Origin of the sequence: Blastococcus sp. TBT05-19 (genome assembly GCF_003319095.1) — a bacterium.
Classification (GTDB): Bacteria; Actinomycetota; Actinomycetes; order Mycobacteriales; family Geodermatophilaceae; genus Blastococcus.
In genome coordinates, this window is the sequence record NZ_QOHI01000004.1 from 291,527 (window position 1) to 304,934 (window position 13,408).

The window sequence follows — 13,408 nt, forward strand, 5'->3', positions numbered from 1 at the left end:
GGGACCGCGAGCCCGCGGGCGGGCTGACGACCCGCGACGGTCGGTGCCGGCTGCCACGATGGCCGGGTGCTGCTCGCCGAGGTCGTCGCCGCGTCCACCGAGGTCGCGGCCGTCCGCGGGCGGACGGCGAAGGCCGCCCTCATCGCCGACGCCCTCCGCCGGGCCGACGCTGACGAGGTCCCGGCGGTCACCGCCTGGCTCTCCGGCGAGCCCCTGCAGCGGCGGCTGGGGGTCGGCTGGCGCTCGCTGGCCGCGCTCACCGGCGGGACCGCCGCGCAGCCGTCGCTGTCCGTCGAGGCGGTGGACACCGTTTTCGCCGAGCTCGCCGCCACTGCCGGTCCCGGGTCCGCCGCGAGGCGGGAGGAGCTGCTGCGCGGCGTGCTGTCCACCGCCACCGCCGAGGAGCAGCGCTTCCTGGTCCGCCTGGTCACCGGCGAGCTCCGCCAGGGGGCGCTCGAGGGTGTCGTGCTCGAAGCCGTGGCCGCGGCCTCCGGCGTCCCTGCGGCCGACGTCCGTCGCGCCTTCATGCTGTCGGGGAGCCTGCCGGCCACCGCCGCCACCGCGCTCGCCGGTGGCTCCGCCGCGCTCGCCGCCGTCGGGCTGGAGGTGGGGCGGCCCGTGCGGCCCATGCTGGCCAGCCCCGGCTCCTCGCTCGACGCCGCGCTGACCGACCTCGGCCCCGACGTCACCGTGGAGTTCAAGCTCGACGGGGCCCGCATCCAGGTGCACCGGGACCGCGACGACGTGCGGGTCTGGACCCGGACGCTGCGCGAGGTGACCGCCGGCGTCCCCGAGCTGGTGGAGCGGGTTCGAGCGCTCCCCTGCCGCACCGCCGTCCTCGACGGCGAGACGCTCGCCCTGGACGACGACGGCCGGCCGCGGGCGTTCCAGGACACGATGAGCCGCTTCGGCAGCGACGCGGCTGACGCGGGGGTGCTGCTGAGCCCGTTCTTCTTCGACCTGCTGCACCTCGACGGCCGCGACCTGCTCGACGAGCCGCTGCACGTGCGCCTCGACGCCCTCGCCGGGTTGCTGGCCGACGACGCGCACGCCCCGCTGCGCATGCCCGGTGCCCGCCGGCCGGACGCCGAGCGGGCCACCCAGGTGCTCGACGACGCGCTCGACGGCGGGCACGAGGGCGTCGTCGTCAAGGACCTCGCCGCGCCCTACGCCGCCGGCCGGCGCGGCAAGGCCTGGCAGAAGGTCAAGCCGGTGCACACCCTCGACCTCGTCGTCCTCGGCGCGGAGTGGGGCTACGGCCGGCGCACCGGGAAGCTCTCCAACATCCACCTCGGCGCCCGCGACCCCGAGGGCGGCGAGCCGGTGATGGTCGGCAAGACGTTCAAGGGCATGACCGACGAGCTGCTGGACTGGCAGACCGCCACGTTCCCCGCGCACGCGCGGGAGGAGGCGCCGTGGGGCGTGCTCCTACAGCCCGGACTCGTGGTCGAGATCGCCGTGGACGGCGCGCAGCGCAGCCCCCGCTATCCCGGCGGCGTCGCGCTGCGGTTCGCGCGGGTGCTGCGCTACCGGCCGGACAAGACGCCGGCCGAGGCCGACACGCTCGAGGCGGTGCGGGCGCTGCTGGCCGGCGCGCCCTAGGCCGTCGCGGCCGTCACGCGCGGCGCGACCTCGGTGCCCAGCAGCTCGATGCCGCGCATCAGGTCGGCGTGCGCCAGGCGCGGGTTGGTCATCTGCAACGCCACCCGGTCCACGCCGCCGAGCTGCTCGCCGATCCGCACCAGCTTCTCGGCCACCGTCTCCGGGTCACCCATGAAGAAGGCGCCGTCGGGACCGCTGGTGGCGTCGAACTGGGCCCGGGACGGCGGGGCGAAGCCGCGCTCGCGGGAGACCTTCGTGAACATCTCGTGCCAGCCGGGGTAGATGGTGTCGGCCGCGGCCTGGGTGCTCTCTGCGACGAACCCGAACACGTGCAGCCCCACCTGCAGCTTCTCCGGCGCGTGGCCGGCGTGCGCCCCGGCGCGGCGGTAGAGGTCGATCAGCGGCGCGAACTGCCGGGGCTCCCCGCCGATGATCGCGACCATCAGCGGCAGGCCCAGCAGCCCGGCCCGCGCGAAGGACTCCGGCGTCCCGCCGACGCCGACCCAGATCGGCAGCGGGTCCTGCAGCGGCCGCGGGTAGATGCCCTGGCCGGTGAGCGGCGGCCGGTGGTTGCCCGACCAGGTGACGTGCTCGGACTCCCGGATCCGCAGCAGCAGGTCCAGCTTCTCGGCGAACAGCTCGTCGTAGTCGCCCAGGCTCAGCCCGAACAGCGGGAACGCCTCGGTGAACGAGCCGCGGCCGACGACGAGGTCGATCCGGCCCTTGGAGATCAGGTCGAGGGTGGCGAACTGCTGGAACACCCGCACCGGGTCCGCCGCGCTGAGGACGGCGACGGCGCTGCCCAGCCGGATGCGCGAGGTGCGCGCCGCGGCGGCGGCGAGGATCACCGGCGGGGCGGAGTCGTAGTACTCGCTGCGGTGGTGCTCGCCGATGCCGAAGGAGTAGAGCCCCACCCGGTCGGCGAGCTCGATCTCCTCCAGCAGGTCGCTCATGCGCTCCTCGGGCCCGATCTGCCGACCGGAGACCGGGTCGGTCACCGCCGCCACGAAGCTGTCGACGCCGAGGTGCATGACATCCCTCCCAGGGTCCGCTGACGACGCCGTCCGGACCGACGGCGACCGCGTAGGTCGTTCAACATTCAACCACCGGCCCTGCTTCCGGGCCCGGTGCGGCGGCTCAGCGCTCGGTGACCTCGTAGGTGTGCCCGGCGGCGCGGAGCCGCTCGACGAGCACCTCGCCCATCGCCGTCGCCGGGGTGAGCGAACCGGCCGCCGCGGGCAGCCGGTCGCCGTCCAGGGCCAGTGCGAGCGCGGCCTCCCCGAGCATGACGGCGGTCGCGGCGTAGCCGGGATCCCCCTTCCCCGCGGCGGTGGCCCGGTAGCGACGGCCGCTCTCGGTGGTCGCGTCGACCGCCATGCGGAACCAGCCCTTCTCCCGCGCCTCCGCGCCGGGGCCGGTGCCCGGGGCCGGGAGCACGCGGTCCAGCAGCGCTCGGGTCGGCCCGAAGCCCATGGCCGCCATGGCCCCGGCCAGACCGGCGGTGATCCCGGTCGCGGTCACCGCGCCCAGCGGTCCGCGCCCGGCGCCCATGACCTCGCCGTAGCTGAGCTCGCGGCCGTAGGCCCAGTCCTGCAGCGCGTTGCTGCGCCGGACGATGCGGGTGTTGAACGAGGCCATGACGAAGGGCGCCGTCCACCGGCCGTCGGCGGTGCGCGCCGGGGGCCCGGCGTCCCGCGGCTGCCGGGTGCGCGGCTCGGCCGGGCGGTCGGGGCTGAGCGCGAACGGGTCGCCCAGCACGCGGCGCAGCGCCGGGTCCGCCGTCACGGCCTCCATCTGCGCCCGCATCGAGTCGATCGTCCCGCCGCTGAAGCCGCCGCGGGCCGTCGCCACGAGCTGCACGTCGCGCAGGCCGCCCGCGCCGTCGGCCGCCGCCTGCCGGGCCAGGAGGAAGGTGCTCAGGTCCGAGGGGATGGAGTCGTAGCCGCAGGCGTGCACGATCCGGGCACCGGTCTCCCGGGCCACCGCGTCGCAGCGCTCGATCGCGTCGCGGACGAAGAGCACCTCGCCGGTGAGGTCGGCGTAGTGCGTGCCGGCGCGGGCGCACGCCTCGACCACGGGCAGCCCGTACCGGGCGTAGGGGCCCACGGTCGTGGCCAGGACGCGGGTGCTCTCCGCGAGCGCCCGGAGCGACGCCGCGTCGCCGGAGTCGGCCTCGACGAGGGCCCAGTCCCGCGCGGCCGCGGGAAGACCGGCCCGCACCTCCTCCAGCCGGGAGCGGGACCGCCCGGCCAGCGCGATCCGGAGCCCGTCCGGGGCGGAACCGGCCAGGTAGTCGGCGAGGAGCCGCCCGACGAAGCCGGTGGCTCCGTAGACGACCAGGTCGTGGGTGCGTGCACCGTCGGCTGCCATGCGGCCATCCTGACCGGTCCCGCGCGGACCGGCTGACGGAGGGCCCAGGTCACGGGCAGGTCACGGTCGGCCACGGGGGTCACTCGGCACCCAGGAGTGCACAAGTCAGGGGTCGTTCCTGCCGATTGATGGCGCATGGCAGCTCGGCTCGCAACGGTGCGGTCCTCGGCGCGGCGGCAGTTCGCCCCCGAGCAGGCGACGTCGCCCTGGTGGCGCGACGCGGTCGTCTACCAGGTCTACCTGCGCTCGTTCGCCGACGGGAACGGCGACGGCATCGGTGACCTGGCCGGCCTGCGCGCCCGCCTGCCGTACCTGAACTGGCTGGGCGTGGACGCCCTCTGGATCAACCCGCACTACCCCTCGGGTGGCGCGGACGGCGGCTACGACATCAGCGACTACCGCGCCGTCGACCCCGAGTACGGCGACGTCTCCGACCTCGAGGCCCTCGTCGACGACGCCCGCGCGCTCGGGCTGCGCGTGCTGCTCGACGTCGTCCCCAACCACACCTCCGACCAGCACCCCTGGTTCCAGGCGGCGCTGGCCGACCCCGACTCCCCCGAGGCGGCGCGCTACCACTTCGCGCCGGCGTCGGAGGAGCCGCCGAACAACTGGCGCTCGCTGTTCGGCGGGCCGGCCTGGTCCCGCACCCCGGACGGCCGCTGGTACCTGCACCTGTTCGCCCCGGAGCAGCCCGACCTCAACTGGCGCGACCCCGCCGTGGCCGAGGACTTCGAGCGCACGCTGCGCTTCTGGCTCGACCGCGGGGTGAGCGGCTTCCGCGTCGACGTCGCCTACGGCCTGTTCAAGGACGCCGACCTGCGCGACAACCCGGGCGCCTACTCCCCCACCCTGTTCGGCCACGGACCCGAGCAGGCCATGACGTGGAATCAGCCCGAGGTGCACGACGTGTGGCGCCGCTGGCACTCGGTCTGCGACGAGTACCCGGACACCATGCTCGTCGGCGAGGTCTGCCTGGCCGACCCCGAGGAGATCGCGCTCTACTCCCGGCCCGACGAGCTGCACCAGTCCTTCTCCTTCCGGCTGCTGAAGTCCGGCTGGTCGGCCGAGTCGTTCGCCGACGGCGTCCGCAGCGCGCTGGACGCCTTCGGCAAGGTCGGCGCCCCGGTGTCCTGGGTGCTCGGCAACCACGACAAGGACCGTCAGGTCACCCGCTTCGGCGGCGGCGAGGTCGGCGACGCCCGCGCCCGCGCGGCCGCGCTGCTGACCCTGAGCCTCCCCGGCTCGGCCTACATCTACGCCGGCGACGAGCTCGGCCTGCCGCAGGCCTCCGTTCCCGACGAGGCCAAGAAGGACCCGATCTTCTTCCGCAGCGGTGGCGAGCGCAGCGGCCGGGACGGCTGCCGCGTGCCGATGCCGTGGAACGCCACCCCCGGCGTGGGCTTCTCCCCCCGCGGCTCGGCCAAGCCGTGGCTGCCGATCCCGGCGGAGTGGCGGCGCTACGCCGTCTCCCGCCAGACCCGCGACGACAGCTCGATGCTGCACCTCTACCGCCGGGCGCTCGCCGTCCGCGCGGAGCACCCGGCGCTGGGTTCCGGTGAGGCGACGGTGAGCCGTCGCGGTGAGGTGCTGACCGTGCGCAGCACCGCCGAGGGCCGTTCGGTGCGGTGCGTCGTCAACATGGGCGACCACACGGTCCTGGTGCGGACGGCGGGCACGGTGCTGCTGTCCTCGGCACCGCAGGTGTCGCACACCTCCGGCCGCTCGCTGGCCCTGCCGGCGAACACCGCCGTCTGGATCGCGGAGGACTGACCCTCAGGCGCTGATCTCCTCGTGCGTGTTCACCCCGGGGATGCGGCGCACCGAGCCCCAGCCGAACCGAGCCCAGACGACGAGCAGGGCGGCCCCGGCGACGGCGCCGAGGCTGTCGCGGACGAGATCGCCGTTGGTGTCGTCGTTGCCCTCCGACAGGTTCGTGCCGAGCCACGCGTCGGACCGCCACTCGTAGATCTCCCACAGGGCGCCGACCGTGATGCCCAGGGCCGCGGTGACGACGGCGATGCCCACGTAGTGCCGCAGGTGCGTCTCCTGCCGCGGATCGGGGACGACGTCGAGCCGGGCGAGCGCGATGTAGACGACGGGCGCGGTGAGCATCGGCAGCGTGACGTGCACCAGGTCGTCGAAGCGGACGAACCGGTCGTAGAGACCCCACACCTCGCCGAAGCCCTGCAGCGCCATGGCCGCGGTGACCGACAGGTCGTAGACGCGGGGCAGGTTCACCGCGCGGGCGGCGAGGGTCACCGCCGCCATGACGGCGAGGACCGCGGCCGACCCGCCGTCGCCGGCGAAGGCGTACCAGAGCGCTCCGCCGATCAGCAGCACCCGCAGGACGTCGATGCCGTCCCGGACGACGGGCGACCAGTCCCCCAGCAGCAGTCGGCGCGCGTCCACGGCCGACGGCTACCCCCGGGGACCCGTCCGGCAATCCGTCGTCGTCGACACATCCGGACGGCGAACCGGATCCGAAGACCTGGACGACGGGGACGCCAGGGCTTGCCCCTGCCCCGTCGGCAGGGATCAATGGACACGCACGTGGACGGCGGCCCCGAGCCGCCCCCGCACCGACCCGCGGTCGACGTCGACCGGTCCGGACCTGGAGGGGGTGGTCGTGGTGACCGCGTCCGCCGCTCGCGACCTCGACGACGCCGTCGCCCGCATCGCCGGCTCCGCGCTGCGTCCGGGCCCGGTGGGCCGCGTCGGCCTGGAGCTGGAGAACCACCTCGTCGACCTGGCCGATCCCGGGGCGCCCGTGGACTGGCACCGGCTCACCCGGTCCGCCGCCGGCTGCGGGCCGCTGCCCGGGGGCAGCCGGATCACCTTCGAGCCCGGCGGCCAGGTCGAGCTGTCCGCACCGCCGGCGGACGACGTCGCCGCGGCGGTCCTGGGGTTGCGCGCCGACCAGGCAACGCTGGGCGCGGCGCTGGCCGCCGACGGCCTGGGCCTGGTCCTGCTCGGCGCCGATCCGCTGCGGCCGGCCCGCCGGCTGAACGGCGCCGCCCGATACGCCGCCATGGAGGCGCACTTCGCCGCGGTGGGCTGCGCCGACGCGGGCGCCCGCATGATGACCTCGACCGCCGCGCTGCAGGTGAACCTGGATGCGGGTCCGGCCGCCGACTGGTCGTCCCGGCTGGCCCTCGCCCACCGGCTCGGGCCGGTGCTGGTGGCCGTCTCGGCCTGCTCGCCGCTGCTGGCCGGCCGCGCCGTCGGGTGGCGGTCCTCCCGCCAGCAGATCTGGGGCGAGCTGGACTCCGCCCGCTGCGGTCCGTTGCTGACCGGCGACGACCCGGCGGCGGAGTGGGCGGCCTACGCCCTCGCCGCGCCGGTGATGCTCGTCCGCGACCCGGTCAGCGGCGCCGCCGAACCGGTGCGCGGGCGGGTGCCGCTGGCCGACTGGGTGACCGGCGAGACCCGGCTGGGCGACCGCACGGCCACCGACGCCGACGTCGACTACCACCTGACCACGCTCTTCCCACCGGTCCGCCCCCGCGGCTACCTGGAGATCCGCTACCTGGACGCGGCCCCCGAGCCGTGGTGGCCGGCGCTGGCCGCGGTCACCGCGACCCTGCTGGACGACCCGGTCGCCGCCGACCGGGCCGCCGACGCGTGCACCCCCGTCGCGGACCGCTGGAGCGACGCCGCCCGGTTCGGGCTGGCCGACGCCGCCCTGCGGACCGCGGCCGCCGACTGCCTCGCCGCCGCCCACGACGCGGCCCCGCCGGCCCTGCGCGCCGAGGTCGGGCTCCTGCGGGAGCTCGTCTCCCGTGGGGAGAGCCCCGGCGACGCCGTGCTCCGTCAGGCGGGCAGCGCCGATCCGCTCGCCGTGCTCCGCGCCGCCCTCGATCTCCCTGGAGGAACGCCATGACGTCCCCGACGCTGCGGGAGCGCCTCGCCCGCGATCTGGAGAGCGCCCGCGGGCGCACGCTCCTGCTCACCGACCACGACGACCCGGTCCTGCTGGCCCAGCACACCCCGCTGCTCAGCCCGCTGGTCTGGGACCTGGCGCACATCGGCCAGCAGGAGGACCTGTGGCTGCTGCGCGCCGGCGACGGCCGGCGGGAGGGCCTGCTGCCGCCCGACGTCGAGGCGCTCTACGACGCCTTCACCCATCCGCGGGCCGGGCGGGCGCGCCTGCCGTTGCTGCCGCCGGTCGAGGCGCGGGCGTTCTGCCGCGAGGTGCGCGGCCGGGTGCTGGACCGGCTGGAGCGCCTGGGGCCGGACGACGACCCGTTCGACTTCGCGATGGTCGTCAGCCACGAGCAGCAGCACGACGAGACGATGCTGCAGGCGCTCGCGCTGCGCCCCGGGGCGGCGCTGCTGGGCCGGGGCGCACCGCTGCCCGCCGGTCGGCCCGGCGTCGCGGGCACCTCCGTCGCGGTGCCGGGCGGCCCGTTCCTGCTCGGCGTGGACGCCGCCGACGAACCGTTCTCGCTGGACAACGAGCGGCCCGCCCACCGGGTCGACGTCCCGGCCTTCCGCATCGGCCGGGTGCCGGTGACCAACGCCGAGTTCGCCGCGTTCGTCGCCGACGGCGGCTACCGGGCGCCGCGGTGGTGGTCGGACCGCGGCTGGGAGCACCGGTGCGCGGCCGGGCTGGAGCGCCCGGAGTTCTGGGGGCCCGACGGCACCCGGCGGCGTTTCGGCGTCGTCGAGGACCTGCCGCCCGACGAGCCGGTCCAGCACGTCACCTTCTTCGAGGCCGAGGCCTACGCGGCGTGGGCCGGCGCGCGGCTGCCCACCGAGGTGGAGTGGGAGAAGGCCGCCGCCTGGGACCCCGCGACCGGCCGCCGCCGGCGCTACCCGTGGGGCGAGGCGGAGCCCACGCCGGAGCTGGCGAACCTGGGCGGAGCGGCGCTGCGGCCGGCACCGGTCGGCGCCTACCCGCGGGGGGCGTCGGCGTACGGGGCCGAGCAGCTGATCGGCGACGTCTGGGAGTGGACCTCCTCGCCGTTCCGTGCGTGGCCGGGGTTCCGCCCGATGCTCTACGCCGACTACTCCGCACCCTTCTTCGGGGGTGACTACCGGGTGCTGCGCGGTGGCGCCTGGTCGGTCGCGCCGTCGGTGATCCGGCCCAGCTTCCGCAACTGGGACCACCCGATCCGGCGGCAGATCTTCAGCGGCTTCCGGCTGGCCTGGGACGCCTGACCGTGTGCCGTCACCTCGCCTGGCTGGGCGGGCCGCGCACGCTGGCCGAGCTCCTGCTGGACCCACCGTCCTCGCTGCTCGTGCAGTCCTGGGCGCCGCGGCGCCAGCGGCACGGCACCGTCAACGCCGACGGCTGGGGCGTCGGGTTCTGGACGCCGGGCCGCGCGGAACCCGCCCGGTGGCGCTCGGCGCGCCCGCTGTGGGCCGATCCCTCCTTCGCCTCGGTGGCGCCGTCGCTGTCGTCGGGGTGCGTCGTGGCCGCCGTCCGGTCGGCCACCGTCGGCATGCCGATCGAGGAGAGCGCCGCCGCGCCCTTCACCGACGGGCGGGTGCTGCTCTCGCACAACGGCCGGGTGGACCGCGCCGTGCTGCCGCCGGTGCGCGACGCGGAGTCCACCGTCGACAGCGCGTTGCTGGCGGCGCTGGTGTTCGACCGCGGGCTCGACGCGCTGGGCGACGTCGTCCGGGAGGTCGGCCGGCTCGATCCGGCGGCCCGGCTCAACCTGCTCGCCGCCGATGGCGCCCGGCTGGTGGCCACGACGTGGGGCGACACCCTCTCGGTGCTCAGCACCCCCGACGGCACGGCTCTGGCCAGCGAGCCGTGGGACGACGACCCCGCGTGGACCGACGTCCCGGACCGCTCCCTCGTGGTGGTGACGCCCGACGGCGTCGCCGTCACCCCCCTCGACCGATCGGAGCCCGCGTGACGCTCTCCCTGACCGACCACCTCTCCCCCGGCGACGCCGGCGCGGCGCTGCGGGCCGACGCCTCGGCCGGGCTGACCGCGCAGCCGAAGTCGCTGCCGCCCCGGTGGTTCTACGACGAGCGCGGCAGCCTGCTGTTCGACGAGATCACCCGGTTGCCGGAGTACTACCCGACCCGGGCCGAGCGCGCCGTGCTGGAGGCGCGCGCCGCGGAGATCGCCGCGGCCTCGGGCGCCGACGTCCTCGTCGAGCTGGGCAGCGGCACCTCGGAGAAGACCCGCCTGCTGCTCAGCGCCCTGCGCGACGCCGGGACGCTGCGCCGGTTCGTGCCCTTCGACGTCGACGCGTCGGTGCTGCAGACCGCCGGGGCGTCGGTGAGCGCCGAGTACCCCGGGGTCGAGGTGGCCGCGGTGATCGGCGACTTCACCCGGCACCTGGGCACCCTGCCCCGCGAGGGACGGCGGATGGTCGCCTTCCTGGGCTCCACGATCGGCAACCTTGAGCCGGGGCCGCGGGCCGAGTTCCTCGCCGAGCTGGCCGCCACGCTGGGCCCCGACGACACGTTCCTGCTGGGCACCGACCTGGTCAAGGACCCTGACCGGCTGGTCCGGGCCTACGACGACGCGGCCGGCGTCACCGCCGAGTTCAACCGCAACGTCCTCGCGGTGCTGAACCGGGAGCTCGACGCCGACTTCGACCCCGACGCCTTCGAGCACGTGGCGCTCTGGGACGCCGAGCGCGAGTGGATCGAGATGCGGCTGCGCTCCCGGGGGGAGCAGCGGGTGCGGGTGGCCGCGCTGGACCTCGACGTGCGCTTCGCCGCCGGTGAGGAGATGCGCACCGAGGTGTCAGCGAAGTTCCGGCGCGCGACCGTCGAGGCGGAGCTGGCCGCGGCCGGGATGGAGCTCACGCACTGGTGGACCGATCCCGACGGCGACTTCGGCGTCTCGCTGTCCCGGGTGGTCGCCGCCGGCTGAGCGCCGGTGCCACCCGCACCTGACAGGATCGGGGTGTGCCGTCCGCTCCTCCGGTCCCGGCCCCGCCGCGGGCCGCCCGTGCCGCCGTCGGCACCTGGTTCTTCGTCAACGCGGTCCTCTACGCGAACGTGCTGCCCCGCCTGCCGGAGATCAAGGCCGACCTCGGCCTGAGCAACGCCGCGCTCGGCACCGCGCTCGCCGCCGCCCCCGTCGGGGCGCTGCTCGCGGCGCTGTGGTCCGCGCCGCTGATCCGGCGGCTCGGGTCCGGGCGGGTGGCGGCGCACGGGCTCGTGCTGCTCGCCGCCGCGATGAGCGCGGTCGCGATCGCGCCGTCGTGGGCCGTGCTGGCGGCCGTCCTCCTGCTGGTCGGCGCGGTGGACGCGCTGGTCGACGTCGCGCAGAACGCGCACGGCCTGCGGGTGGAGCGGCGCTACGACCGGTCGATCCTCAACGCGTTCCACGGGCTCTGGAGCGTCGGTGCGGTCGCGGGTGCGCTCCTCGGGTCGGCCGCCGCCGGGCTCGGCGTCCCGCTCGGCTGGCACCTGGGCGGGGTCGGCGTCTTCTTCGCGGCCGTCGCGCTCGTCTCGGGCCGGGCGATGCTGCCGGGAGCCGACGAGGACGACCGCGCGCCCGAGCCGGTCGCGGCCGCCGGCGGGGCGCTCAGCGCGCGGTCGCGCTCGCTGCTGCTGCTCGCCGTGCTCGGCCTGCTCGCGGCCGCCGGGGTCTTCGTCGAGGACGCGGGCGCCTCGTGGAGCGCGATCTACCTGCGCGAGGACCTCGGCGCCGGCGCCGCCGTCGCCGGGCTCGGGCTGGTGGCCCTGCAGACGACGATGACCGTGGGCCGGCTGACCGGTGACCGCGTCGTCGACCGGTTCGGCCAGCGGGCGGTGACCCGGGTCGGCGGTGCGCTGGTCGCGGTCGGCATGGGCGCGGCGCTCGCGTTCCCCTCGATCCCCGGGACGCTCGCCGGCTTCGCGGTCGCCGGCCTCGGCGTCGCCACCCTCGTGCCGGCCGCCTACGCCGCGGCCGACCGCCTCCCGGGGCTGCCTCCGGGGGCCGGGTTGTCGATGATCAACTGGCTGCTGAGGGCCGGCCTGCTGCTCTCCCCGCCGCTGGTCGGGGTGATCGCGGACGCCGCCGGGCTGCGCACCGGCCTGCTCACCGTGGTCGCCGCCGGCATCGTCACCGTGCTGGCCGCCGGGGTGCTGACCGGCCGGGCGGGCGGCCGCCCCGCTGGCTAGGGTCCGCCGGTGACCTTCTCGATCGTCGGACGCTCCCCGGACGGCGCCGCTCTCGGCGTCGCGGTGGCCAGCAAGTTCCTGGCCGCGGGCGCCTACGTGCCGGCCGCGGCGGCCGACGCCGGAGCGCTCGCCACCCAGGCCCACGTCAACCTCGAGCTACGCACCCGGGGCATCGAGCTGCTGCGGGAGGGCGTGGCGCCCGGGGAGCTGCTGACCCGCTTCTTCGCCGACGACCCGGAGCGCGACCAGCGGCAGGCCGGCGTCGTCGACCGCACCGGAGCCGCGGCGACGTTCACCGGCGAGCGCGCCCAGCCCTGGGCCGGCGGGCGCACCGGCGAGGGCCCGGAGGGCTCCTTCGCCGCGCAGGGCAACCTGCTCGCCGGGCCCGAGGTCGTCGACGCCATGGTCGACCGGTGGCTGGCCACGGCCGCAGAGCCCTCCCTCGCCCGGCGCCTGGTCGCCTGTCTCGCGGCCGGGCAGGAGGCGGGTGGCGATCCGCGCGGCAAGCAGGCGGCAGCGGTTCTCGTGGTGTCGGCCGGCGCCGGCTACGGCGGGCTCGGCGACGTCGTCGTCGACCTGCGCAGCGACGACTCGCCCGAGCCGATCGGCGAGCTCGACCGCATGCTCGGCCTGCACGACCTCTACTTCGGCTCCACGCCCGCCGACGAGCTGCTGCCCCTCGACGACGCGCTCGAGGAGGAGCTGCGCGGGCGCCTGGCGGTCACCGGCTACGCGACCGGCGACGTCCGGCGCGACCTGTACGACTGGATGGGCCGGGAGAACTTCGAGGAGCGCTGGCACGAGGGCCGCCTCGATCCCGTCGTCCTGGAGCACCTCCGCGCCACCACCGCGGAGCGCTGACCGGCGGTGCGTCCGGGCCGGCTCAGCCGGCCTCGGCGATCCGCTTGATCGCCGCGAGCGTCACCGGGATGCCCTCGTGCGCGTCACGGGTGCGCTGGGCGATCTGCTCGTCGGCGGCCTCGCCGTAGCGCTCCGCGAAGAACGCCTGCCCGGCGGGGAGGAACTCCCACTCCTCGGTCAGCAGGGTGCCGCCGTCGACGGGGCGAGCACGAACCCCCACCGGACGTAGCCCTGACCGACCTCCCAGGCGAACTCGCGCCCGCGGTCGGCGACGACCACGCGCGAGCGCGTCTCCCACGTCCGCCCCGCGGTGACGTTGCGGCCGGTGAACCAGTCCCCCACCCGCCCGGATCCGCCCTCGTCCCACCAGCAGACCTCGCAGATCGGGCTCCACTCGCCGGTGCGGGTCACATCGGCGACCAGGTCGTAGACCGCCTCGGGTGACGCGTCGACGGACACCGAACCGGAGAAGCGGAGCTCGCGCATCCGCGCA

13 protein-coding genes are annotated in these 13,408 nt (G+C 76.1%); 8 read left to right on the plus strand and 5 right to left on the minus strand.

What is annotated here, in order from left to right:
- Positions 1-66: 66 nt before the first annotated feature.
- Positions 67-1,602, plus strand: a complete 1,536-nt coding sequence (locus tag DQ244_RS12800; protein ID WP_113811857.1) for an ATP-dependent DNA ligase — start codon at positions 67-69, stop codon at positions 1,600-1,602.
- On the opposite strand, the gene DQ244_RS12805 is transcribed toward DQ244_RS12800, so the two are convergent.
- Both DQ244_RS12805 and DQ244_RS12810 read right to left on the minus strand, forming a co-directional pair.
- Complete coding sequence (locus DQ244_RS12805) at positions 1,599-2,633, minus strand: LLM class flavin-dependent oxidoreductase (RefSeq protein WP_113811858.1); 1,035 nt, start codon at positions 2,631-2,633, stop codon at positions 1,599-1,601. The genes DQ244_RS12800 and DQ244_RS12805 overlap by 4 nt on opposite strands.
- Positions 2,634-2,739: 106 nt before the next feature.
- Complete coding sequence (locus DQ244_RS12810) at positions 2,740-3,972, minus strand: trans-acting enoyl reductase family protein (RefSeq protein ID WP_113811859.1); 1,233 nt, start codon at positions 3,970-3,972, stop codon at positions 2,740-2,742.
- A 135-nt stretch (positions 3,973-4,107) separates the two neighbouring features.
- On the opposite strand from DQ244_RS12810, the gene DQ244_RS12815 reads away from it, so the two are divergent.
- Positions 4,108-5,742: a glycoside hydrolase family 13 protein gene (locus DQ244_RS12815; RefSeq protein WP_113811860.1), complete on the plus strand. Its 1,635-nt coding sequence runs from the start codon at positions 4,108-4,110 to the stop codon at positions 5,740-5,742.
- A 3-nt stretch (positions 5,743-5,745) separates the two neighbouring features.
- Here the strand turns inward: DQ244_RS12815 and DQ244_RS12820 are convergent, their stop codons facing one another.
- Positions 5,746-6,381 (minus strand): hypothetical protein, encoded by a 636-nt coding sequence (locus tag DQ244_RS12820; protein WP_113811861.1) that lies wholly within the window; start codon positions 6,379-6,381, stop codon positions 5,746-5,748.
- Between the two features lie 220 nt (positions 6,382-6,601).
- On the opposite strand from DQ244_RS12820, the gene egtA reads away from it, so the two are divergent.
- The 6 genes from egtA to DQ244_RS12850 are packed head-to-tail and all read left to right on the plus strand — an operon-like array spanning position 6,602 to position 12,915.
- The gene (gene egtA, locus DQ244_RS12825) at positions 6,602-7,852 is read left to right on the plus strand and encodes an ergothioneine biosynthesis glutamate--cysteine ligase EgtA (protein ID WP_233491363.1); all 1,251 of its coding nucleotides are present in this window, start codon (positions 6,602-6,604) and stop codon (positions 7,850-7,852) included.
- The gene (gene egtB / locus DQ244_RS12830) at positions 7,849-9,132 is read left to right on the plus strand and encodes an ergothioneine biosynthesis protein EgtB (protein ID WP_113811863.1); all 1,284 of its coding nucleotides are present in this window, start codon (positions 7,849-7,851) and stop codon (positions 9,130-9,132) included. The genes egtA and egtB overlap by 4 nt, the downstream gene beginning before the upstream one ends.
- 2 nt (positions 9,133-9,134) lie before the next feature.
- A complete protein-coding gene (gene egtC / locus DQ244_RS12835) occupies positions 9,135-9,839 on the plus strand; it encodes an ergothioneine biosynthesis protein EgtC (protein ID WP_113811864.1) in 705 nt (234 codons plus the stop codon).
- Positions 9,836-10,813 (plus strand): L-histidine N(alpha)-methyltransferase, encoded by a 978-nt coding sequence (egtD, locus tag DQ244_RS12840; protein ID WP_113811865.1) that lies wholly within the window; start codon positions 9,836-9,838, stop codon positions 10,811-10,813. Before egtC ends, egtD begins: the two co-directional genes overlap by 4 nt.
- Positions 10,814-10,848: 35 nt before the next feature.
- Positions 10,849-12,054, plus strand: a complete 1,206-nt coding sequence (locus DQ244_RS12845; protein WP_113811866.1) for an MFS transporter — start codon at positions 10,849-10,851, stop codon at positions 12,052-12,054.
- A 9-nt stretch (positions 12,055-12,063) separates the two neighbouring features.
- A complete protein-coding gene (locus DQ244_RS12850; RefSeq protein ID WP_113811867.1) occupies positions 12,064-12,915 on the plus strand; it encodes a DUF1028 domain-containing protein in 852 nt (283 codons plus the stop codon).
- Positions 12,916-12,937: 22 nt separating this feature from the next.
- On the opposite strand, the gene DQ244_RS19935 is transcribed toward DQ244_RS12850, so the two are convergent.
- Entirely contained in the window at positions 12,938-13,135 is a 198-nt protein-coding gene (locus DQ244_RS19935) for a hypothetical protein (protein WP_233491364.1), read from the minus strand.
- Entirely contained in the window at positions 13,093-13,401 is a 309-nt protein-coding gene (locus DQ244_RS12855; protein WP_233491365.1) for an SRPBCC family protein, read from the minus strand. Before DQ244_RS12855 ends, DQ244_RS19935 begins: the two co-directional genes overlap by 43 nt.
- Positions 13,402-13,408: the final 7 nt, after the last annotated feature.